This is a genomic window from Klenkia marina (assembly GCF_900101025.1).
In the GTDB taxonomy this organism is placed as follows: Bacteria; Actinomycetota; Actinomycetes; order Mycobacteriales; family Geodermatophilaceae; genus Klenkia; species Klenkia marina.
Window position 1 is genome coordinate 557,948 of the sequence record NZ_FMUH01000001.1, and the last position, 22,051, is coordinate 579,998.

Here is a 22,051-nt window from a genome sequence, read left to right on the forward strand (position 1 = left end):
GGGGGCGACGGGGTCCTTCTACCCCTAGGAGGAGTAGACCTCGGGCTTGAGCGTGGCGATGTAGGGCAGGTCGCGGTAGCGCTCGGCGTAGTCCAGGCCGTAGCCGACGACGAACTCGTTGGGGATCTCGAAGCCGACGTACTTCACCGGCACGTCGACCTTCACCGCGTCGGGCTTGCGCAGCAGGGCGCACACCTCGAGGGACTCAGGGCCGCGCGAGCCCAGGTTCTTGAGCAGCCACGACAGGGTCAGGCCCGAGTCGATGATGTCCTCGAGCACCAGCACGTGCTTGCCGGTGATGTCGCGGTCGAGGTCCTTGAGGATGCGCACGATGCCCGAGGAGCTGGTGGCCGACCCGTAGGAGGAGACGGCCATGAACTCCATCTGGGTGGGCAGCTGCAGCGCCCGGGCGAAGTCGCTCATGAACAGCACCGCACCCTTGAGGACGCCGACCAGCAGCACCTCGCGGCCGGCGTAGTCGACGGCGATGCGGTCGGCCAGCTCGCGGATCTTGTCGTCGATCTGCTCGGTCGTCAGCAGCACGTGGTCGATGTCGGGGCCGTAGCCGTGGTCCGGGCCCAGGGGGCCGACGGGTGCGTCGCTCACGGGTGGGGCTCCTCGCTCGGGGGTGTGCTGCGGCGTGCCGGGGGGCCTTGCAGCGCAAGCCTGCCAGACGCCCGCACGACGCCGGCACCGCCGGGGAGGTCGACCCGGCCCTGGCCCCGCCAGTGCACGACGAGGGCTTCGACGGCGTGCAGATGCACCGCGGCTAGGTCGGGGACGCCGTGGGCCAGCAACCAGCCCCGCAGGGCCCGGCGGCGCACCGCGGCGGGCAGGGCAGCCAGCGCGGTGCAGTCGGCCGGGTCGGGCACCGCCGCGGCCAGGGCGTCCAGGGCCTCGCAGTCCTCGCGCAGCAGGGCCGCCGTGCGGGCCAGCGAGCCGGCCACGCCGCCGCCGAGGACGTCCTCCAGCAGCGGCAGCACCTCGTGCCGCAGCCGCACCCGGGTGAAGGCGGGGTCGGTGTTGTGCGGGTCGTCCCAGACCGGCAGCCCCTGGGCGGTGCACGCGGCGCGGGTGGTGGCCCGCGGCAGGTCGAGCAGGGGCCGCCACAGGTGGCCGCGCACCGGCGCCATCCCGGCCAGCGACCGGGGTCCGCTCCCCCGCCCCAGGCCCAGCAGCACGGTCTCGGCCTGGTCGTCGCGGGTGTGCCCCAGCGCGATGCGCGCCCCGTGGTCGGCCGCGGCCCGGTCCAGGACTGCGTACCGGGCCGCGCGCGCCGCCGCCTCCGGGCCGCCCGCCGTCCCCACCTCGACCCGGCGGACGACGACCGGGTGCAGACCCAGCCCGCGCAGCAGCTCCGCCGTGGACCCGGCGCGCTCGGCGGAGCCGGGCTGCAGGCCGTGGTCGACGGTCACGGCGCCGGCGGCCACCCCGGCGCGGGGGGCCTCGAAGGCCACGGCGGCGGCCAGCGCCACCGAGTCGGCACCCCCGCTGCAGGCCACCAGCACCGGGCCGGTCAGCCCGGGGCGCACGGCGGCGCGCACGGCGGCGACGGCGGGGTCGGGGCCCACCGGCTCAGTACGGGGTGAGGACGCGGTCGACCCAGCGCTGCGGGTCGGTGAGCTCCTCCTTGCGCGGCAGCGTGCCCGGCGACGTCCAGACGGTGTTGAACGCCTCCATGCCGACCCGGTCCACGACACCGGCGACGAAGTGCCGGCCGTCGGCGTACTGCTGCATCTTCTGCTCCAGCCCGAGCAGCCGGCGCAGCAGGCGGTCGACCGGCCCCACACCCTTGCGGCGCTGCCCGAACCGCCGCCGCAGGGTGCGCACGCTGGGCACGACGTCGGGTCCGACGCCGTCCATGACGAACTCGGCGTGCCCCTCGACCAGGCTCATCACCGCGGTGACCCGGTCGAGCACGGCCTGCTGCGCCGGGTCGGCCACCAGCGCCATGAGCCCGCCGGGGGCGTCGCCGTCGACGGGCTTGCCGCGCACGGCGTCGGAGAGGCTGCCCACCACCTCGCGCAGCCGGTCGCGCAGCACGGCGGGGTCGAGGTCGCTGGCCCGGACGAACTCCTGGACCTGCTTCTCCAGGTAGGTCTGCAGCCAGGGGAAGGCGGTGAACTGCAGCTGGTGGGTGACCTCGTGCAGGCACACCCACATGCGGAAGTCGTGCGGGTCGACGCCCAGCTTCTGCTCGGCCTCGACGATGTTCGGGGCCACCAGCAGCAGCCGACCCCCGGTGCCGAACACCTCGTACTGGCCCAGCACCTTGCTCGAGACGAACGAGAGCACCGCCCCGGCCTGGACGCCGGTGACCCGCCCGCCGACCGCCCGGGCGAGGGCGCCGGGGGTGCTGCCCGTCTTCTCCTGCAGCGCCTCGCTGATCGGGTCGAGCAGGGCGGCCATGCCCGCGGTGTTGGCGTCGACCCAGCCGGGCCGGTCGACCACCGCGGTGACCGGCGTCGGCGCCCCGGCGGCGGGGGTCAGCCCGGTGAGCGCCTCGACGTGGGCCACCGAGGCGGCCGCGCACTCGTGCAGCTCGGCGACGACCGCCGCGGCGTCCGCGCGCGTGGTCGCCGGCCCGGGACGACCCAGCCGGCGAGCCGTGCGCCGTGCCGTCTCCCAGTCCACCAACGAGCTAGCCATGGGGACGAAGGTAACCGCGGGACCGCACCACGGTGCGGGGTCGTGAGGAGTGGGGCCCGGAGGGTCCCGCGACCGAACGACGGACGCGCTCGTCGCCCCCGGGGGACGGCTCCTGGCCGCGGTGCGATCCGGAGGATCGCCATGTGCTCAGCACCCGCAGCTGGCCATGGCCTGGGCGACGGCGTCGAGGGCGGTCTCGGCGGCGGTGACGTCGCCGGGGGTGCCGTCGGCGAGCAGGGCGAAGGCCAGCAGGCGGCCGTCGGCGCTGACGACGAGCCCGGCCAGCGCACTGGTGGTGGACAGCGTGCCGGTCTTGGCGCGCACGGCCCCGGGTGCGGTCGCGGGGTCGGCGTCCCCGCGGTCGGCCAGCGTGCCGGTGTAGCCGGCGATCGGCAGCCCGGACAGCAGCGCACCGGCGGCGGGCAGCGTGCCGTCGGCGGCGGCCTGCAGCACGTCGACGAGCAACCGGGCGGGGATGCGGTCGGCGGCGGACAACCCGCTGCCGTCGGAGAGGGCGAGCCCCGTGGTGGTGAACCCGGCGGCGGTGACGGCCGCGGTGACCGCCGCGGCGGCGCCGGTGAAGCTGGCCTCGCGGCCGGTGGCCAGGGCGACGTGCCGGGCGAGCACCTCGGCGAGCAGGTTGTCCGAGGCGGTGAGCGCCTGCTCGACCAGCCGTTCCACCGGCGCGGACCGCACGCTGCCCAGCACCTGCGCGCCGGCGGGCGCCGTCCCCAGGCCCACCGGGGCGCCGGGCACGCCGAGCGCGGCGGCGAGGGCCCCGCCGGCGTCGGTGCCGGGCTGCCCGCTGCGCTGGGTGGTGCCGGGGGCGACCCGGGCGCCGTCGACGGCGGTGGCGGTGACCGGGGCGGCGTAGGTGGACGGGGCGTCCTCGCTGCCCCAGCCGGGCGCGGTGAGCGGGCCGGTGAACAGGGAGTTGTCCACCACCACTGAGGTGACGGCGGCACCGGCCAGCGCGGCCTGCACCTGCGCGGCGAGGTCGGCCACGGTGGGCGCGCCGGGGTAGCTCTGCGAGGGGGCGGTGGTGGACAGCGTGGGGTCGCCGCCGCCGACCAGCACGACCTCGCCGGGGCTCGCGCCCGCGACGACGGTGGTGGTGAAGGCGGCCTGCGGGCCCAGGGTGGTCAGCGCGGCCAGCCCGGTGAGCAGCTTGGTCGTGGAGGCCGGGGTGCCGGGGTCGGTGGCGTCGGTGTCCAGCAGCACGGTGCCGGTGGCGACGTCGACCACCTCCGCCGAGAGGCCCGTGCCCAGCGCGGGGGCGGCCAGCAGGGACGCCAGCCGGGCCTGCAGCGTGGCCGGGTCGGGCGTCGGGGCGCCCGCGGCGAGGGCGGCGAGCACCGGGCGCGGCTCGGCGAGGTCCGGGAGCACCGCATCGGGGACGGCGACCGCGTCGCTGGGGACGGCGGCCACGGCGTCGGGCGCCGGGTCCTCGCGGGTGGCCAGCAGCACCCCGCCGGCGACCAGCGCGGCGACGACGCAGAGCGCCACGAGCAGCTGCCACAGGCGCCGGCGCCACGGCCTCCGGGGCCGACGGGGCTGCACGGTGACCGTCGGGGCGCTCGCGATGACCCCTCCCCCGAGGCAGGTTGTGGACCCTCGACGTACCACGGCGCCCAGGCGTGGGCCACACTACGTCGGTGCAGTTCGACGTGACGGTAGAGATCCCCAAGGGCCAGCGGAACAAGTACGAGCTGGACCACGCCACTGGACGCATCCGGCTGGACCGGATGTTGTTCACCTCGACGCGGTACCCGGCGGACTACGGGTACATCGAGGCGACCCTGGGTCAGGACGGTGACCCGCTGGACGCACTCGTGCTCCTGGAGGAGCCGACCTTCCCCGGGTGCCTCATCACCTGCCGGGCCATCGGCATGTTCCGGATGACCGACGAGGCCGGTGGCGACGACAAGGTGCTGACCGTGCCGGCCACCGACCCGCGCATGGCCCACCTCAAGGACATCACCGACGTCTCCGAGTTCGACCGGCTGGAGATCCAGCACTTCTTCGAGACCTACAAGGACCTCGAGCCCGGCAAGAGCGTCGAGGGCGCCAACTGGGTCGGGCTGGCCGAGGCCGAGGCCGAGATCAACGCCTCGTTCGAGCGCGCCAAGCAGGCCTCGAACCACCACTGACCCATCCCGCCGGCCTGCGCGGGCCGATCACGCACCTGGACGACGGAGGGGCGCCGCACCGACCGGGTGCGGCGCCCCTCTGCGGTCTCAGACGGTGACGGGGGCGACGAAGGCGGCGTCCAGGGCCGCCTTGGCCTCGGCGTACTCCCGGCCCAGCCGCGCGATCAGCTCGGCGGCGGGCACCACGGCGTCGACCACGCCGATGCCCTGGCCCGAGCCCCAGACGTCGCGCCATGCCTTCGCGCCGCCGTCAGAGCCGAAGCTCATGGCGCTCGGGTCGCTCGTGGGCAGGTCGGTCGGGTCCAGGCCCGCGGCCACGATGGAGCCGGCCAGGTAGTTGCCGTGCACGCCGGTGAACAGGTTGCTGTAGACGATGTCGGACGCGGAGCTGTCCACGACCATCTGCTTGTAGCCCTCGGCGGCCTGCGCCTCGGCGGTGGCCAGGAAGGCGGAGCCGATGTAGGCGAGGTCGGCGCCGGCGGCCTGGGCGGCCAGCACCGAGCTGCCGTGCGCGATGGCCCCGGACAGGGCCAGCGGGCCGTCGAACCAGCGGCGGATCTCCCGCACGAGGGCGAAGGGCGACGTCGTCCCGGCGTGGCCGCCGGCCCCGGCGGCCACCGCGATGAGGCCGTCGGCACCCTTGTCGATCGCCTTGTGCGCGAAGCGGTCGTCGATGACGTCGTGCAGCACGATGCCGCCGTAGGAGTGCACCGCGTCGTAGACGTCCTCGCGGGCGCCCAGCGAGGTGATGACGATCGGCACCTCGTGCTCGACGCAGAGTGCGACGTCGTGCTCGAGGCGGTCGTTGGAGCGGTGCACGATCTGGTTCACCGCGTACGGGGCGACGGTCGCGCCGGTGGCCCGGGCCGCGGCCAGCCGCTCGTCGATCTCGGTGAGCCAGTCGCCCAGCTTCTCGGCCGGGCGGGCGTTGAGGGCCGGGAAGGACCCGACGACGCCGGCGGAGCTCTGGGCGACGACGAGGTCGGGCCCGGACACGATGAACATGGGCGAGGCGATGGCCGGGAGGCTCAGCCGCCCGCGCAGCACGTCGGGGAGGGTCACGCCCGGCAGGCTACACAGTCAGCCCTGACCGCTCGGTGGCCTCCTCGCGCTCGACGGGCAGGTCGGCCATGGCCCGCAGCACCGCCCGCACCCGCGGCACCTCGTGGGTGCGGTGGATGCCGGTGCCGCCCAGCCCGGCGAGCACGGCGAAGAAGCCCTCGGCCGTGCGCACCTCGTCCTCGAAGTAGTTGAACCCGCTGGGCAGCGAGTGGCAGACCGGCACCCCGAGCCGGCGCAGCCGGAAGCTCTGCAGCAGCAGCACCGACTGGTGGCGCACCCGCTCGAGGGGGTCGGCCAGCCGGGCCATCCCGAAGCCGGCCCCCGGGTCGACGCTGATGCCCGCCCGCACCCCGCGGTCGCGGGCGGCGGCCACCCGGGCACCGAGCGCGTCGAACAACGCGGGGTAGGGGTCGCGGTCGACGTCGGCGTCGTCGAGCTCGCGCGGGTTGACCCCGAGCACGTGGCAGATGACCAGGGCGGCGTCGAACTCGGCGGCGAGCTCGAACATCGTGTCGTCGTCGGCGGAGCCGGTCAGGTTCAGCAGCGTCGCGCCGGCGGCCAGGGCGGCCCGGACGACGTCGGGGTGGTAGCTCTCCACCGACACCGCGACGCCGGCCGCCGCCAGCTGCTCGACCACCGGCACGAGGGTGCGGATCTGCTCCTGCGGGCCCACCCGGGCCGCGCCCTCGAACACCGACTCGGCGCCGACGTCCACGACGTCGGCGCCCTGCGCGGCCAGCACGACGCCACGACGGACGGCGGCCTCGACCGAGGGCGCCACGCTCTCGCGGTAGGACGAGTCCTGCGACAGGTTGACCACGCCCATGATCGCCGGCCGGGCGTCGGTGTCCAGCACGCGCTCGCCCAGCCGGAACGGCTCGACCCGGTGGCCGAGGTCCTCGGCGTGCGCGGCCGCCAGCCGGGCCAGCGCGGCGAGGTCGATCACCGGTGGCCGGGCCGGGTGTACCGCGCCATGACGAAGCCCTCGGCGGTGATCAGGTGCACCAGGTCGAACCGGGCGACCTCGTCGGGGCCGTCGGTGCGGGGCGTGGTGGAGGTGCCGGCGAACATCGGCGACAGGGTGATGTCGGCCTCGTCGAGCAGGTCGGCGGCGACGACGGCCTCGAGCAGGCTCGGCCCGCCCTCGCAGACGATGCGGCGCAGCCCGCGGGTCTCCAGCGCGGCCAGCAGCGTCGCGGGCTCCAGGTCCTCGAGCACCGCGACCTCGGCGTGCTCGCGGGCGGTGGCCAGCGCCTCCGGGTCCGGCGAGGGGCCCGTGAGCACGAGCGGGCCGACGGTCGACCCGGCCCAGACCGGGAGGGACCAGGGCAGGTCGAGCGACCCCGAGACGACCGCGATGCGGGGGGCCGGCGCCTGCCCGGCCGCGGCCCGGCGGCCGGCGTCGGCGTCCTTGGCGCGCATGGGCCCGTACTCCTCGGCCCGCAGCGTCCCCGCCCCCACGAGCACGGCGTCGGCCAGCCGGCGGACGGCGTCGAACACCTCGCCGTCGACGCTGGAGGAGATCGAGCCGCTCAGGCCGTCGCGGCCCGCGGCCGCGCCGTCGAGCGTGGTCACCATCATCGCCCGCACCCACCGGCCCTCGTCGGGCCACGGGTACGCGTCGAGCAGGTCGTCCCCCGAGACGGGGCGCGACGGGGCCGGGTGGACCAGATGCATGCCGGCCAACCTAATCGCCGGTCCGCGGCTGCACCCCCAGGTCGGCGAGCAGGCCACGGATGCGGGACCCGATCTCGTCCCGGATCGGGCGGACGGCCTCGACGCCCTTGCCTGCGGGGTCGGCGAGGTCCCAGTCGAGGTAGCGCTTGCCGGGGAAGACGGGGCAGGCGTCGCCGCAACCCATGGTGATGACCACGTCGGAGGCCTGCACGGCCTCGGTGGTGAGCACCCTCGGGGTGGCGGCGGAGATGTCCACGCCCACCTCCGCCATCGCCTGCACGGCGGCCGGGTTGACCTGGTCGCCCGGCAGCGAGCCGGCGGACCGGACCTCGACGGCGTCGCCGGCCAGGTGGGCCAGCCACCCGGCGGCCATCTGGGAGCGGCCGGCGTTGTGCACGCAGACGAACAGGACGCTGGGGGCGGTCACGGTGTCGTGCTCCTCGGGGTGGTCGGGACGGTGGGGTCGCCGGGGAACCAGCGGCGGGCGGCCCGGAGCGAGACGTAGACGAGCGCGACGAGGACGGGCACCTCGATGAGGGGTCCGACGACGCCGGCCAGTGCTTGTCCCGAGGTCACGCCGAAGGTGCCGATGGCGACCGCGATGGCGAGCTCGAAGTTGTTGCCGGCGGCGGTGAAGGCCAGCGTGGCGGTCTTCGCGTAGCCCAGGCGCAGCCGCATGCCGAGCAGGAACGACCCGCCGAACATGAGGGCGAAGTAGGCGAGCAGGGGGACGGCGATGCGGACGACGTCCCAGGGCTGGGAAGTGATCGCCCCGCCCTGCAGCGCGAAGAGCATGACGATCGTGAACAGCAGGCCGTAGAGGGCGAGCGGCCCGATCCTGGGCAGGAACCGGCCCTCGTACCAGTCCCGGCCGCGCGTGCGCTCACCGATCGTGCGGGTGGCGAACCCGGCCACGAGCGGGATGCCGAGGAACACCAGCACCGAGACGACGATGGCCCAGACGCTGAACTCCGCCGAGGTGGTGGACAGGCCCAGCCAGCCGGGCAGCACCTGCAGGTAGAACCAGCCCAGGGCGGCGAAGGCCAGGATCTGGAAGACCGAGTTGATCGCGACCAGGACCGCGGCGGCCTCGCGGTCACCGCAGGACAGGTCGTTCCAGATCAGGACCATCGCGATGCAGCGGGCCAGCCCCACGATGACCAGACCGGTGCGGTACTCGGGCAGGTCGGGCAGCAGCAGCCACGCCAGGGCGAACATCAGCGCCGGGCCGAGCACCCAGTTCAGGCCGAGGGAGGCCAGCAGCAGTCTGCGGTCGCCAGTGACGCGATCGAGCTCGGAGTAGCGGACCTTCGCCAGCACCGGGTACATCATCAGCAGCAGCCCGATGGCGATCGGCAGGCTGACGTCGCCGACGGTGACCGCTTCGAGCGCGGTGTCCAGGCCCGGGACGAAGCGGCCCAGCAGCAGGCCGAGGGCCATGGCCGCGACGATCCAGACCGGGAGGAACCGGTCCAGGGTGGACAGCCGGGCCAGCACCGGGGTGTCCACGTCGGTGCCGGGTCGGACGGTCTCGGAGACGGGGTCGCTCACGAGGCTGTCCCCGCAGGCTTCGTGGCGGCGACGACCGCCCCGTGCAGGCCGTCGGCGACCTCGTGGGTGAAGGTCACGCTGGCGTCGACGAACCCGGCGGCGGTCAGCCCGGTCAGGTACTCCGAGCGCGAGAGGGCGCCGGCGATGCAGCCGACGTAGGAGCCGCGCTCGGCGCGCTGCTCGGGGGTGACGTGGTCCTCGGCGACGACGTCGGAGATCCCGATCCGGCCGCCGGGGGCCAGCACGCGGAAGGTCTCGGCGAGCACGGCGGGCTTGTCGGTGGACAGGTTGACCACGCAGTTGGAGATCACCACGTCGACCGCGGCGTCGGGCAGCGGGAGCTCCTCGATGGTGCCTGCCAGGAACTCCACGTTCCTCGCCCCGGCCCGCGCGGCGTTGGCCCGGGCCAGGTCGAGCATCTCGGCCGTCATGTCCACGCCGTAGGCGAAACCGGTCGGGCCGACCCGGCGGGCGGACAGCAGCACGTCGATGCCACCGCCGGACCCCAGGTCGAGCACCCGCTCCCCCGGTCGCAGGTCGGCCACCACCAGCGGGTTGCCGCAGCCCAGCGACGCCAGGACTGCCTCGGCGGGCAGCTGCGCGCTGGTCCCGGCGTCGTAGAGGGCGGCGCCGAACCGGTCGTCGACCTCGAGGGCGTCCACCGCAGGGGCACAGCACCCCTCGGTGTCGGCACCGGTGACCGACCGGGCCGCGGCGGCGTAGCGCGCCCGGACCTCCTCGCGCAGGTCGTCGCTGGGCATGGCCCCTCCATCCATTGATGACTGTCGATGGGCGACTGTGCCGGACACATCGATGTGCGTCAATATCGACAGTCATCGATGTCTGCGGCACAATCGGCCCATGCCGACGGCCCTGCACCCCACCGCCGAGGCGCAGGCCTGCTGTGCACCGCTGGTCGCCGCGCCCATCAGCGCGCAGGACGCCGAGGCGCTGGCCCGCACGCTCAAGGCCCTCGCCGATCCCACCCGGTTGCGGCTGCTGTCCCTGGTCGCCGCCCACGAGGGCGGGGAAGCCTGCGTCTGCGACCTGACCGACCCGGTCGGGCTGTCCCAGCCGACGGTGTCCCACCACCTCAAGGTGCTCGTCGACGCCGGCCTGCTGACCCGCGACAAGCGCGGTGTGTGGGCCTACTACGCCGTCGTCCCCGGCGCCCTCGACGCGGTGGCGGCTGTGCTGGACACCCAGCTGCGGCGGTGAGGCCGCCGACCGGTGGTGCGGGTGGAGTGGAGCCGCCTGTCGGAATCGAACCGACGACCTTCTCATTACGAGTGAGATGCTCTACCGACTGAGCTAAGGCGGCGTGGTGCCTCGGAGAGCCTACGCGACGGCGGTCCCGCTGCCGGGCGCCACCCCGGGGCTCAGCCGGGGAGCCGGAGGGCCACGCACATGGCCTCGACCGCGATCTGCGGCTTGACCGCCTGCTCGAGCGCCGTGCGGGCCGCCAGCACCGCATCGATGCGGCGCAGTGCACCCTCGGCGCCGACCTTGCGGGCAAGGTCGAGGGTGTCCTGCGCCCGGTCGGGGTGGTTGAGGTGCGGCACCCGCGCCATGTCGCCCCGCACGGTCGCGATGACCAGTGCGTCGCGGTAGATGCCGGCCAGGTCGACCAGCGCGCGGTCGAGGGTGTCGCGCCCGATGCGGGTGGCCCGCGACTTCTGCTGCTTCTCCAGCTCCTTGAGCTGGCCGGCCCCGCGGGAGGCCGCGGCCACGCCCGGACCGCGGGCGCCCACGCCGAGCGAGGCCTTGACCGCCTCGGTCTCCTTCGCGTCGACCGCCGCGGTCGCCGCCGTGGACTCCGCCGCCGCGGTGCCCACCAGTGCGTCGGCGGCGCCCAGGCAGGCGGCCAGGCTGGTGAGCGCGAGCGGGACGTCGAGCACCGCCTTGCGGGAGGCCCGGGCGTCGTCGTCGCGGGCCAGCCGGCGGGCACGACCGATGTGCCCGCCCGATGCCGACGCCGACCACGCGGCCAGCGTCGGGTCGATGCCGTCGCGGCGGACCAGCACCTCGGTGATCGCCTCGGTCGAGGGCGTGCGCAGGGCGACCACCCGGCACCGCGACCGGATGGTCACCGAGACGTCGTCGGGGTGCAGCGAGGGCGCGCACAGCAGGAAGACGGTGCGCGGCGGTGGTTCCTCCAGCATCTTGAGCAGCGCGTTGGCGGCCTGCTCGGTCATGCGGTCGGCGTCCTCGACCACCACGACCTGGAACCGGCCCTGCGACGGGGCCCGGCCGGCCAGGCCGATGACCCCGCGCATCTCCTTCACGCCGATGGACAGCCCCTCGGGCACCACTAGCCGGACGTCGGCGTGCGTGCCGGCGAGCACGGTGCGGCAGGCGTGGCAGGTGCCGTCGCCGCCGTCGGGGCACTGCAGCGCCGCGGCGAAGGCCCGGGCGGCGACGGACCGACCCGACCCGGGCGGCCCGGTGAACAACCAGGCGTGGGTCATGGAGCCCGGCTGCGCGACGGCCTGCTGCAGCTCGGCGACCGCGGCCGGCTGGCCGACCACGTCGCGCCAGACGCCGTCGGGCACAGCGGTCACCAGCCCGCCCCCAGCAGGACGGCGACCCGGTCGCGCACGGCGGCGGCGAGGGCGTCGGGGGTGCCGGTGGCGTCGAGCACCAGGTACCGGCCGGGCTCGGCGGCGGCCAGCGCGCGGAAGGTGGCCCGGACCCGCTCGTGGAAGTCGACCGACTCGGCCTCCAGCCGGTCGGCGGCGGCGCGGCCGCGGGCCCGGGCGAGTCCGGTCTCGGGCGGGAGGTCGAGCAGGACCGTGAGGTCGGGCTGCAGGCCCTCGGTGGCCCAGTGCGAGATGGATCGGATGTCGGACTCGGCGAACGACCGGCCGGCGCCCTGGTAGGCCAGCGAGCTGTCGACGAACCGGTCGGTGAGCACCACCTGGCCGGCCGCGAGGGCGGGGCGGACCACCTCGTGCACGTGCTGGGCGCGGTCGGCGGCGTACAGCAGCGCCTCGGCCCGTGCGGACAGACCGGTGTTGGCCGGGTCGAGCACGATCGAGCGGACCGTCGTGCCCAGCGCGGTGGCGCCCGGCTCGCGGGTGGTGCGCACGGAGTGGCCGCCGTCGGTGAGCGAGGCGGCCAGGCGGGCGACCTGGGTGGACTTGCCGGCGCCCTCGCCGCCCTCGAACGCGATGAACACCCCCGGGCCGGCCACGCGGTCACGGTACCGGCGGGCACCGACAGGCCCGCCCGGCGTCGACAGCCGGCGGCCGAGCGCTCAGCGCGGGGTCAGCCGGTAGGCGTGGGTCAGGTACGGCAGGTCCAGCACGTCCCGGTCCGCGGATCCCGGGTGGGTGTCCACGGTGCGGCGCAGCCCCGCGAGGAAGCGGTGCCGCTCGTCGTCGGCCATGACCGCCACGTAGCTGCGGGTGGCGAAGCTGGCCACCACCTCATCCGGGCTCAGCTGCTGGGCCACGGCCGACTCGTGCACCGCCACGTCGGCGGGCAGCGCGGCCGCGAACGCGTCGACGACCCCCTGGTCGGCCTCGTGCCCGCGGGCCTCGTCCTCGATGTCGCCCTCCAGGGCGCGCAGCCACGGCACGCGCAGGTCGCGGGTGTTCCAGACGAACCCCACCACCCCACCGGGGCGCAGCACCCGGCGCAGTTCGGTCGCCGTCGCGGCCGGGTCGAACCAGTGGGCGGCCTGCCCGGCGACCACGGCGTCCACGCTGGTGTCGGGCAGCGGCAGCGACTCGGCCCCGCCCACCGCCGCGGTCACCTGCGGGTGCCGGGCGGTGAGCTCGGCGAGCATGTCGGCGGACGGGTCGACGGCGAGGACCTCGTGACCGGCAGCCAGCAGCTGCTCGGTGAGCTTGCCCGTGCCGGCGCCCAGGTCGAGCACCCGCCGCGGCTGCCCGCCGAGGAGGAACGCGACGACGTCGGCGGGGTAGTCCGGGCGCAGCAGCGCGTAGTCCCGGGCCACCGAGCCGAACGAGCGGCGGCGGGTGTCCCAGGTCCGCTGGTCGAGCTCACCGGTCATGGTCGCCTCCTCCCCCCGGTCGGCCGTCCCCGCCTCAGCTGCCGGCGGGCACCGCACCCTCGCCGGCCGTCGTCCGCTTCGCGGCGGTGGTCTTCTTCGCGGCAGTGGTCCCGGCGGCGGTCGACGTGGCCGTCCCGGTCGCGGTGGTCTTCTTCGCCGCGGTCTTCGTGGCCGTGGTCTTCGTGGCCGTGGTCTTCTTCGCCGTCGTCTTCTTGGCCGCGGTCGTCTTCTTGGCCGTGGTCTTCTTCGCGGCGGCCTTCTTGGTGGCCTTCTTCTTCACCGGCGCGCGCTCGCGGCGGTCGGCCAGCAGCTCGGCCGCCCGCTCGAGGGTGATGGTCAGCGGGTCGTCACCCTTGCGCAGGCTGGCGTTGGACTCGCCGTCGGTGACGTAGGGCCCGAACCGGCCCTCGCGCACGGTGACCAGGCCGTTGGTGACCGGGTCGGGGCCCAGCTCGGCCAGCGGCGGCTTGGCCGCGGCCCGGCCACGCTGCTTGGGCTGGGCGAAGATGGCCAGCGCCTCGTCGAGGGTGGTGGTGAAGAGCTTCTCCTCGCTGTCGATCGAGCGGGAGTCGGTGCCCTTCTTGAGGTAGGGCCCATAGCGGCCGTTGAGCGCCTGGATCTCCTCGCCGTCCTCGGCCTTGCCGACCGTGCGCGGCAACGACAGCAGCTTGAGGGCGTCGTCGAGGGTCACCGTCTCGGGCTGCATGGTCTTGAACAGACTGCCCGTGCGCGGGGACTCCTTGCTGCCCTCGGGCACGAGGGTCGTGACGTACGGGCCGTACCGGCCGGCCTTGACCACGACCGTGTGGCCGCTCTCGGGGTCGGTGCCCAGCTCGCGGTCACCCGACGGCGCCTCCAGCAGCTCGCGCACCTTCTCGCTGGTCAGCTCGTCGGGGGCGATGTCGTCGGCGATCGAGACGCGGGCGCCCTCCTCACCGCCGGCCTGCAGGTAGGGGCCGTAGCGCCCCACCCGCACGACCACGGGCTCCCCGGCCGGGCCGGTGGCCTTCAGCGGGATCGAGTTGACCCCGCGGGCGTCGATCTCCTCGAGCCGCTGACCGACGACCTGCTTGAGGCCGCCCGAGGCCGCGATGCCGCCGGCGTGGCCGCCCTCGCCGCCGAAGTAGAACTCGGTGAGCCAGTCGACCCGGCGCAGCGTGCCGCCTGCGATCTCGTCGAGCTCGCCCTCGAGCGAGGCGGTGAAGTCGTAGTCGACCAGCGCGGTGAAGTGCTGCTCGAGCAGGTTGACCACCGCGAACGCGATGAACGTGGGCACCAGGGCGGAGCCCTTCTTCCACACGTACCCGCGGTCCTGGATGGTCTGCATGATCGAGGCGTAGGTGGACGGACGGCCGATGCCGAGCTCCTCGAGGGCCTTGGTCAGGCTGGGCTCGGTGTAGCGGGCCGGCGGGCTGGTGGTGTGGCCCTTGGGGTCGAGCTTCGAGGTGTCGAGCACCTGGCCGCGCTCGACGCGGGGCAGCCGGCGCTCGGAGTCGTCGGCCTCGGCGTCGTCGCCGGTGGCGCCCTCGTCCTTGCCCTCGACGTAGGCGCGCAGGAAGCCCGGGAAGGTGATGGTGCGACCCGAGGCGGAGAACTCAGCGACCTCGTCGGTGGAGGAGCGCCCGGCCAGCCGGATGGTGACCGTCTGCCCCACGGCGTCGGCCATCTGGGAGGCGACCGTGCGCTGCCAGATCAGCTCGTAGAGCCGGAACTCCTCGCGGGCCAGCTGGCCCGCGAGCTGGCCGGGGGTGCGGAAGGAGTCACCGGCGGGGCGGATGGCCTCGTGGGCCTCCTGTGCACCCTTGGACTTCTTCGAGTAGTGCCGCGCCTCGGCGGGGACGAACGCGTCGCCGTAGAGCTCGCGGGCCTGGGTGCGGGCGGCCCGCAGCGCCGTCTCCGACAGGTTCGTCGAGTCGGTGCGCATGTAGGTGATGTGGCCGTTCTCGTACAGCCGCTGGGCCGTGCGCATGACCTGCTGGGAGGACCAGCCGAACTTGCGCCCGGCCTCCTGCTGCAGCGTCGAGGTGGTGAACGGGGCGTACGGGCGGCGGGTGTACCGCTTCTCGTCGACCCGGGTGACGGTGACCTGGGCGCCCTCGAGCCGGGCGGCCAGCCCACGGGCCCCGGCCTCGTCGAGGTGCACCACGTTGCTGGCGACCGCGCCGGTGTCGGCGTCGAAGTCGCGACCGGTGGCGATGCGGCTGTCGTCGAGCGCCACGAGGTTGGCGGTGAGGTGGCGCGGCTCGCCCTCGTCGGCGGCGTCGGCCACCGCGACGTCGAAGGTGCCGGTCAGGCTCCAGTAGTCGGCGGCGGTGAACCGCATGCGCGCACGCTCGCGCTCGACCACGATGCGGGTGGCCACCGACTGCACGCGCCCGGCCGAGAGCTTGGGCAGCACCTTCTTCCAGAGCACCGGCGAGACCTCGTAGCCGTAGAGCCGGTCGAGGATGCGGCGGGTCTCCTGGGCGTCGACCAGCGCGGTGTCCAGCTCGCGGGGGCTGGCGACGGCGCGGGCGATGGCCTCGGGGGTGATCTCGTGGAACACCATGCGGCGGACCGGCACGTTCGGCTTCAGGGTGTCGACCAGGTGCCAGGCGATGGCTTCGCCCTCGCGGTCCTCATCGGTGGCGAGGTAGACCTCGGAGGCGTCCTTGACCAGCTGCTTGAGGCGGGTCACCTGCTGCTTGCGGTCGGGGCTGATCACGTACAGCGGGGCGAACCCGTTGTCGACGTCGACACCCAGCCGCGCCCAGCTCTCGCCCTTGTGGGCGGCGGGGACGTCGGCGGCGTTGCGGGGCAGGTCGCGGATGTGGCCGACGCTGGCCTCGACGACGTACTGGTCGCCCAGGTACCCGGCGATGGTCTTGGCCTTCGACGGGGACTCCACGATGACCAACGGCTTGCCACCCCGGGCCGCCGCGGTGCGCTTGCGCGGCGGGGTCGCGGCACCGCCGGCGGCGGTGTCGGTGGGGCTCTTCGTGGTCTTGGTGGGCAACGGGACTCCTGTCGGTGCTGATCGCTCACGCCGGGTCGGCGGTGCGGCGCAGGCCCTCGGCGGACGCCACGGTAGGCCACCGCGACGGGCCGGGCCGCGCCGCCAGTGCTCGCCGGGCGCGGCGACGGCGCCCCTCACTCCCCCTCCCGGGTCCCGGCGACCACCTCGGCGAGCGCCTGCGCGCTGGGGAACCACGGGCTGTAGTACTCGGTGTGCAGCTGCACCGGCGTGGTCGGCAGCGGCACGTCGCCGAAGCCGGGGTCCGACGGGCCGGGGCCGAAGCGCCCGAGGTAGGAGACGGGGTCGAAGGGGGTCCACGCCCCGTACACCTCGGGGGCCTCCATGCCGGCGGCGTCGTCGACCGGCACACCGGGGCTGCCCAGCAGGGCCACCGCGTCGGCGGCCAGCGGTCCGTCGGCCCGGGCGGCGTACCCGGCGACCACCGTGCCGTAGCTGTGCGCCAGCACCGTGGTGCGCGGCGGCGGGGGCCCACCCGCGGCAGCCCCGGCCGCCCGGGCGGCGGACAGCCCGTCGAGGGTCCGGTCCAGGGCCACCCCGCCGGCCCGCGCCTCGCGGGAGGAGGCGACGGTGAAGGCGTTCGGTGTGCTGTACCCCAGCCAGACCAGGGTGGCGACGGCGAGACCCGGTGCCGACGCGGCGGCCAGGTCGCCGATCGAGGTGGCGTCCCGGACCAGACCGGGGAGGTCGGTGGGCGTGGTCGCCATGCCGGGGACGAGGACCCCGACGGCCTCGGCGGTGTCGAGGTCGCCGACCGACAGCGCCACGAGCTCGCGGGTGGGGTCGAAGCGCAGCAGCTGGGACGTCGTGGTGCCCAGCGCCGCGAGCCGGTCGGCGGTCTGGACGGCGACGTCGTACCCGGCCCGACCGGGGTGGGCCAGGGCGTCCTCCAGCAGCAGCCGGTTGGCCCGGTCGCGCGCCCAGGCCGGCAGGCCGTCGAGCGCCCCCACGCCGGCCGGGTCGGCGGCCACGGCCGCGTCCCGCTGAGCCGGGGTCAGCCCCTCCCACCAGGACGCCGCCCGGGCCGGCGGCGCGGTGGGCACCGGCGGCGGGGGGCCCAGCGCGGCGGCCGCGGCCGCCACCCCCGCGAACCCGACGCCGGGACCGGCCGGCTGCAGCGGCACCAGCGGGTCGCCGGCGGCCCGAGCCGCAGCGAGGACGGCCGCGGCCGCCGTCAGCGCGGTGCGGGCGTGGCCCTCGGCCCGCACCGCGGCCCGCTCCCGGTCGGCGACGGCCAGCAGTTGGTCCTCGGCCATGCCGGGTGCGGCGATCGGGGGCACCGCACCCGAGTCCGTCAGCTCCACCGGCCCACCTGCCGCCGAGGCCCGGGCGGCCGCCACCTCGTCCTGCGCCGTGACCGCCTGCACCACGACGGCGTCGAGCTGCTCGGCGCTGCCGGCGAGGGCGTGCCGCACCTGCTCGGCGACCGCCGCCAGCTCGACCAGGGCGGTGGCCGCGACGTCGGCGGCCGGCCCCGACCACAGGTCCGCCGCCCGCAGCGCGCCGCGCACGCCGTCCAACCGGGCCTGCCACCCGGCCAGGCGCCCGGGCACCTCGCCGAGGGCGGCCACCGCCCCCTGCAGCGCAGGGACGTCCCAGGCCTCCACGGCGGCCAGCCCGACCATCACCGGGCGACCGCGGCGTGCGGCGCGGCGCCCATGCGCTGGGTCAGCAGGCCGTCGAGCGCGCGGTAGGAGGCGATCGCCTGTTCCAGGCCCGTGGCCACCACCTGGGCGCGGTTCGCGAGCACCTCCACCGACCCGGCCCACGCGGCGCCGGCCGCGGCCAGCTCGTCGGCCGCCGGGCCGGTCAGCGCCTGACCCAGCCGGGTGCCCTCGGCGCGGGTGGTGCCGCCGTCGACGGCCACCTCGGCGCCGAGGTCGGTCAGCTGCGCGGCCAGCGCCTGCACGGCGTCCAGCTGCATGGTCACGGTGTCGGGCACGGCGTCTCCTCCGGGCGGCCGGGCCCCCACCGGGCCCGCACGACCGCAGGGTCGCCCGGGGCACCGACGGCGTGGGCGCCGTCGTCCACACCCGGGGTCACCGTCCACAGAACCGCCGCCCACCTGGCGGGTTGCCCCGAGGTGTGACAGTGGAGGGGTGACGTCCGCCGCCGCGCCGCTGCCCCGGGACCTCCCGGGCGACGAGCTGCTGGCGGGGCTGCTCACCGGGGTGCCCGACGAGGACTCCCCCGTCACGCACGTGCACCGGCTGCCGGTGCGGCAGGCCGCGCACGGCGCCTGGCCCGCCTGGACGCCCCCGCAGCTGCGGGACCAGCTGGTGGCCCGGGGTGTGCGCGAGCCGTGGGCCCACCAGGTGGCGGCCGCCGAGCTCGCGCACGCCGGCCAGCACGTGGTGGTCGCCACCGGCACCGCGTCCGGGAAGTCGCTGGCCTACCAGCTGCCGGCGCTGGCCGCGCTCGCCGACGACCCGCGCGCCTGCGTGCTGTACCTGGCGCCGACGAAGGCACTGGCCCGCGACCAGCTGGCGGCGGTGGCCGGGCTGGCCGCCCCCGACGTGCGACCGGCGGCCTACGACGGCGACACCCCGCAGGAGGAGCGCGAGTGGGTGCGCCGGCACGCCCGGTGGATCGTGACCAACCCGGACATGGTCCACCGCGGGATCCTGCCGGCCCACCAGCGCTGGGCCTCGACCCTGCGCCGGGTGGCCTACGTCGTGGTCGACGAGTGCCACGCCTACCGCGGGGTGTTCGGCTCGCACGTGGGCCACGTGCTGCGCCGGCTGCGGCGAATCTGCCACCGCTACGGCGCCGACCCGGTGTTCGTGCTGGCCTCGGCGACGGTGGCCGACCCGGCGCTGGCCGCGAGCCGCCTGGTCGGGGCGCCGGTCACCGCGGTCACCGAGGACGGCTCGCCACGACCGGGGGCCACCTTCGCGCTGTGGGAGCCCCCGCTGACCGAGCGCACCGGCGAGCAGGGCGCCCCGCTGCGACGCTCCGCCGCCGCCGACGCCGCCGGGCTCCTCGCCGACCTCGTGCAGCAGGGCGCCCGCACGCTGGCGTTCGTCCGGTCGCGCCGGTCGGCGGAGTCGGTGGCCGACCAGGCGCGCCGCATCCTGCTCGACCGCGGGCGGGGTGACCTGGCCCGCCGGGTCGACTCCTACCGCGGCGGCTACCTGCCCGAGGAGCGGCGTGAGCTCGAGCGGGCGCTGTCGGCCGGCGAGCTGCTCGGCGTGGCCACCACCAACGCCCTCGAGCTCGGCATCGACATCGCCGGCCTGGATGCCGTCCTGCTGGCCGGGTACCCGGGCACGTTGGCCTCGCTCTGGCAGCAGGCCGGCCGCGCCGGGCGGGCGCAGCGGGAGTCGCTGGTGGTCTTCGTGGCCCGCGACGACCCGCTGGACCACTACCTGGCCCACCACCCGCAGGCGGTGTTCGGGCGGTCGGTCGAGGCCACCGTCACCGACCCGTCGAACCCCTACGTGCTGGGCCCGCAGCTGTGCTGCGCCGCCGCCGAGCTGCCGCTGACCGAGGAGGACCTGCCCGACTTCGGTGGCGACGTCGCTCGCGAGGCACTCGACCGGCTGGTCGCCGACGGGCAACTGCGCCGCCGGCCCACCGGCTGGTACTGGGCCGGCCGCGGGCGCCCGGACGTCGACATCCGCGGCTCGGGCGCCGAGCCGGTGTCGATCGTCGAGGGCGCGACCGGCCGCCTGCTGGGCACCGTGGACGGCGACGCCGCGCACTCCGCGGTGCACACCGGCGCGCTGTACGTGCACCGCGGCGAGACCTACGTGGTCGACGAGCTCGACGTCGAGGACGCCTGCGCCGCCGTCCACCCCGAGACACCCGAGTGGACGACGGTCGCCCGCGACGTCACCGACCTGTCGATCGTCGACGTCGCCACCACCCGGCGGCTGGGCACCGTCACCGCGCACACCGGCACGGTCGACGTCACCAACCAGGTGGTCGCCTACCAGCGCCGGCGGCTGGGCACCGGCGAGGTGCTTGCGGAGTTCCCGCTCGACCTCCCGGCCCGCCAGCTGCGCACCCGCGCGGTGTGGCTGACCCTCGACGAGCGGGCGCTGCAGCGGGCCGAGCTCTCCGACCGCGAGCTGCCCGGGTCGCTGCACGCGGCCGAGCACGCCGCCATCGGGATCCTGCCGCTGCTGGCCACCTGCGACCGCTGGGACCTCGGCGGTGTCTCCACCGCCCTGCACCCGGACACCGGCGCCGCGACGATCGTGGTCTACGACGGTCACCCGGGCGGGGCCGGCTTCGCCGAGCGTGGGCACGCGGTGCTGCGCCGCTGGCTCACCGCGACCCGGGCGACGGTGGCCACCTGCGAGTGCGAGCGCGGCTGCCCCTCGTGCGTGCAGTCGCCCAAGTGCGGCAACGGCAACGACCCGCTGGACAAGGCCGGCGCCGTGCGGGTGCTCGACGTCGTGCTCGACGAGCTGGCCGCCGCCGGGGACGTCGCCGACCCCGTCGAGGACCCGGTGGGGACCGAGCCGGACCCGCGGGGCCTCGGGGGCGCCTTCGCGCAGGCCCGGGGCGGGACGTCGGCCGCCCGCTCGCGGGCGCTGCGCCGGCGGGCCCAGCTGGGTGCCGCTCCCCCGCCGCGCGCGCTGCGCCGGCGTCCCGAGCCGAGCGAGGCCGACCCACCGCCCCCGGACGACGACCCGTTCGCCGAGCCACCCGAGGACGACCTCGTCTTCTGAGGCATGCGCTCACGGGGCGGCGCCCCACGGCACCGGCCCCGCCCGCGCCCGCCCCGTCGCCGCCAGCAGGCCGAGCGGGCCCAGCTGCACCGGCACGGACACCTCGACGGCCACGACCGAACCCGGTGCCACCGTGCAGCCGACCAGCTCGGCCCCGTTGGCCACCGCGATGGCGGTACCGGTGGCGCAGGCGCCGGGATCGCCCCGCACCGCCCGCACCGCCACGGCCAGGGCGGCGAGGTCGGCGGCGGCCCCGGCCCGGTGCCGGGCGACGACCGCCGCGCCGACCAGCACCGATGCGGCACCGAGCAGGGCCAGCAACCCGGCCAGCGCCACCGTCCAGACCGTGGCCGACCCGCGCTCGCCGTCCCCGCCTCCGTCGCCTCCTCCCCGGCCACTTCCGCGGTCGTCTCCCCTGCTGCCTCCGCCGGGGGATGCCCGGGGCGGTGACCGGTCACCCCGCAGGCATCCGGTCACGGCGTGCGGTGACCGGATGCCCCCACGCCGACCACCTGGCCGCCCGTGGCTCACCCCGCACCGTCCCCGAGCCCCGCGCCGTCCCCGAGCCCCGCGCCGTTCCCGAGCCCCGTGCCGTCCTCCCGCAGGGCGGTGGCCGACGCCGACACGGTGAGGGCCAGCGGCACCGGGCCGAGGGGCTGCACCCGGGCCGACACGGTCACCGTGACCCGGTCACCGGTGGCCGCGACGACCACTGCCGCGCCCTCGGGGCCGGCCCGGCCGGCCAGGTCGTCGACCACCGCCGCCGGTTCACCCCGCGCCGCGGCCCGGGCGCCCTCGCGTGCGGCGTCCACGCACCGCAGCTGGGCGCCGACCAGCACGACGGCGGCCACCGCGCCGGCGAGCACCAGCAGCAGCACGGGCAGGACGACGGCGGTCTCGGCGGTCACCATCCCCCGCTCGTCCCGCTGCCGGCCCCAGGACGGCCGGCCCCACCGTGCGGTCACCGTCAGGCCAGCGTGGCCAGCGCCCGGGCCACCAGGGCACCCAGGCCGGCGACGACCGAGTCCCCGGTGACCACCTGGTAGAGCACCGCGGCGAAGGCGCACGCCGCCACCGTCCCGACCGCGTACTCCGCAGTGCTCATCCCGGCCTCGGGGTCGGCCGTCAACCTCTCCAGCACCCTGCGCATGTCCTGCCTCCTCCTCCGGCCCGCGCGTCGGGCCACACCCCGACCCTGCTGCCGGCACGGCGTCGCCGGAGCCCCGTCGACCGATCTGTGGACAGCACCCCC

General features: G+C 75.9%; 22 protein-coding genes and 1 tRNA gene. 3 read left to right on the top strand and 20 right to left on the bottom strand.

The genetic code is table 11. The features are described from left to right. Positions 1-24 precede the first annotated feature (24 nt). The 4 genes from hpt to dacB all read right to left on the bottom strand — a co-directional run bounded on the left by hpt (position 25) and on the right by dacB (position 4,155). Complete coding sequence (gene hpt, locus BLP29_RS02860) at positions 25-606, bottom strand: hypoxanthine phosphoribosyltransferase (protein WP_341537335.1); 582 nt, start codon at positions 604-606, stop codon at positions 25-27. After that, positions 603-1,571: a tRNA lysidine(34) synthetase TilS gene (tilS, locus tag BLP29_RS02865; protein ID WP_092799570.1), complete on the bottom strand. Its 969-nt coding sequence runs from the start codon at positions 1,569-1,571 to the stop codon at positions 603-605. Before tilS ends, hpt begins: the two co-directional genes overlap by 4 nt. A gap of 4 nt (positions 1,572-1,575) precedes the next feature. Next, complete coding sequence (locus BLP29_RS02870; RefSeq protein ID WP_092799572.1) at positions 1,576-2,649, bottom strand: zinc-dependent metalloprotease; 1,074 nt, start codon at positions 2,647-2,649, stop codon at positions 1,576-1,578. 147 nt (positions 2,650-2,796) lie between these two features. Then, complete coding sequence (gene dacB / locus BLP29_RS02875; RefSeq protein ID WP_243469645.1) at positions 2,797-4,155, bottom strand: D-alanyl-D-alanine carboxypeptidase/D-alanyl-D-alanine endopeptidase; 1,359 nt, start codon at positions 4,153-4,155, stop codon at positions 2,797-2,799. A gap of 149 nt (positions 4,156-4,304) precedes the next feature. Here dacB and BLP29_RS02880 point away from each other — a divergent pair, with 149 nt between their 5' ends. Beyond that, a complete protein-coding gene (locus BLP29_RS02880) occupies positions 4,305-4,799 on the top strand; it encodes an inorganic diphosphatase (RefSeq protein WP_091059257.1) in 495 nt (164 codons plus the stop codon). A gap of 87 nt (positions 4,800-4,886) precedes the next feature. On the opposite strand, the gene BLP29_RS02885 is transcribed toward BLP29_RS02880, so the two are convergent. Genes BLP29_RS02885 through arsM form a run of 6 tightly spaced genes read right to left on the bottom strand, consistent with a single transcriptional unit; the run spans position 4,887 to position 9,850 of the window. Then, positions 4,887-5,861 (bottom strand): NAD(P)H-dependent flavin oxidoreductase, encoded by a 975-nt coding sequence (locus tag BLP29_RS02885; protein ID WP_092799576.1) that lies wholly within the window; start codon positions 5,859-5,861, stop codon positions 4,887-4,889. Between the two features lie 10 nt (positions 5,862-5,871). Beyond that, entirely contained in the window at positions 5,872-6,807 is a 936-nt protein-coding gene (locus BLP29_RS02890; RefSeq protein ID WP_207798273.1) for a dihydropteroate synthase, read from the bottom strand. Beyond that, positions 6,804-7,538, bottom strand: coding sequence for a dihydrofolate reductase family protein (locus BLP29_RS02895; protein WP_133378979.1), 735 nt, complete (start codon positions 7,536-7,538; stop codon positions 6,804-6,806). The genes BLP29_RS02890 and BLP29_RS02895 overlap by 4 nt, the downstream gene beginning before the upstream one ends. Positions 7,539-7,548: 10 nt before the next feature. Next, positions 7,549-7,965 carry an arsenate reductase ArsC gene (locus BLP29_RS02900; protein WP_092799580.1) on the bottom strand — a complete coding sequence of 139 codons (417 nt, stop codon included), beginning with the start codon at positions 7,963-7,965 and terminating at the stop codon, positions 7,549-7,551. Continuing rightward, a complete protein-coding gene (gene arsB / locus BLP29_RS02905; RefSeq protein ID WP_279385428.1) occupies positions 7,962-9,089 on the bottom strand; it encodes an ACR3 family arsenite efflux transporter in 1,128 nt (375 codons plus the stop codon). Before arsB ends, BLP29_RS02900 begins: the two co-directional genes overlap by 4 nt. Next, positions 9,086-9,850, bottom strand: coding sequence for an arsenite methyltransferase (gene arsM, locus BLP29_RS02910; RefSeq protein ID WP_092799582.1), 765 nt, complete (start codon positions 9,848-9,850; stop codon positions 9,086-9,088). The genes arsB and arsM overlap by 4 nt, the downstream gene beginning before the upstream one ends. Before the next feature lie 100 nt (positions 9,851-9,950). On the opposite strand from arsM, the gene BLP29_RS02915 reads away from it, so the two are divergent. Further along, the gene (locus tag BLP29_RS02915; RefSeq protein WP_092799584.1) at positions 9,951-10,307 is read left to right on the top strand and encodes an ArsR/SmtB family transcription factor; all 357 of its coding nucleotides are present in this window, start codon (positions 9,951-9,953) and stop codon (positions 10,305-10,307) included. A gap of 27 nt (positions 10,308-10,334) precedes the next feature. Here the strand turns inward: BLP29_RS02915 and BLP29_RS02920 are convergent. The 7 genes from BLP29_RS02920 to BLP29_RS02950 all read right to left on the bottom strand — a co-directional run bounded on the left by BLP29_RS02920 (position 10,335) and on the right by BLP29_RS02950 (position 18,062). Then, positions 10,335-10,410: transfer RNA gene (locus BLP29_RS02920), tRNA-Thr, on the bottom strand. Positions 10,411-10,468: 58 nt separating this feature from the next. After that, positions 10,469-11,650: a DNA polymerase III subunit delta' gene (locus BLP29_RS02925; protein WP_243469646.1), complete on the bottom strand. Its 1,182-nt coding sequence runs from the start codon at positions 11,648-11,650 to the stop codon at positions 10,469-10,471. Beyond that, a complete protein-coding gene (tmk, locus tag BLP29_RS02930; RefSeq protein ID WP_243469647.1) occupies positions 11,647-12,282 on the bottom strand; it encodes a dTMP kinase in 636 nt (211 codons plus the stop codon). The genes BLP29_RS02925 and tmk overlap by 4 nt, the downstream gene beginning before the upstream one ends. A 63-nt stretch (positions 12,283-12,345) precedes the next feature. Continuing rightward, complete coding sequence (locus BLP29_RS02935; protein ID WP_092799590.1) at positions 12,346-13,107, bottom strand: class I SAM-dependent methyltransferase; 762 nt, start codon at positions 13,105-13,107, stop codon at positions 12,346-12,348. A gap of 34 nt (positions 13,108-13,141) precedes the next feature. Continuing rightward, on the bottom strand, positions 13,142-16,102 hold the full coding sequence (gene topA / locus BLP29_RS02940; RefSeq protein ID WP_092799592.1) for a type I DNA topoisomerase: 2,961 nt from the start codon (positions 16,100-16,102) through the stop codon (positions 13,142-13,144). 134 nt (positions 16,103-16,236) lie between these two features. After that, positions 16,237-17,745 carry an alpha/beta hydrolase gene (locus BLP29_RS02945; RefSeq protein ID WP_243469707.1) on the bottom strand — a complete coding sequence of 503 codons (1,509 nt, stop codon included), beginning with the start codon at positions 17,743-17,745 and terminating at the stop codon, positions 16,237-16,239. Further along, positions 17,745-18,062, bottom strand: a complete 318-nt coding sequence (locus BLP29_RS02950; RefSeq protein ID WP_092799596.1) for a hypothetical protein — start codon at positions 18,060-18,062, stop codon at positions 17,745-17,747. Before BLP29_RS02950 ends, BLP29_RS02945 begins: the two co-directional genes overlap by 1 nt. 157 nt (positions 18,063-18,219) lie before the next feature. Here BLP29_RS02950 and BLP29_RS02955 point away from each other — a divergent pair, with 157 nt between their 5' ends. After that, positions 18,220-20,799: a DEAD/DEAH box helicase gene (locus BLP29_RS02955; protein ID WP_243469648.1), complete on the top strand. Its 2,580-nt coding sequence runs from the start codon at positions 18,220-18,222 to the stop codon at positions 20,797-20,799. Between the two features lie 9 nt (positions 20,800-20,808). On the opposite strand, the gene BLP29_RS02960 is transcribed toward BLP29_RS02955, so the two are convergent. Genes BLP29_RS02960 through BLP29_RS02970 form a run of 3 tightly spaced genes read right to left on the bottom strand, consistent with a single transcriptional unit; the run spans position 20,809 to position 21,949 of the window. Next, complete coding sequence (locus tag BLP29_RS02960) at positions 20,809-21,330, bottom strand: Rv3654c family TadE-like protein (RefSeq protein ID WP_341537336.1); 522 nt, start codon at positions 21,328-21,330, stop codon at positions 20,809-20,811. Beyond that, entirely contained in the window at positions 21,327-21,764 is a 438-nt protein-coding gene (locus BLP29_RS02965; protein WP_243469649.1) for a TadE family type IV pilus minor pilin, read from the bottom strand. The genes BLP29_RS02960 and BLP29_RS02965 overlap by 4 nt, the downstream gene beginning before the upstream one ends. Positions 21,765-21,766: 2 nt before the next feature. Continuing rightward, positions 21,767-21,949: a DUF4244 domain-containing protein gene (locus BLP29_RS02970; protein ID WP_092799600.1), complete on the bottom strand. Its 183-nt coding sequence runs from the start codon at positions 21,947-21,949 to the stop codon at positions 21,767-21,769. Positions 21,950-22,051: the final 102 nt, after the last annotated feature.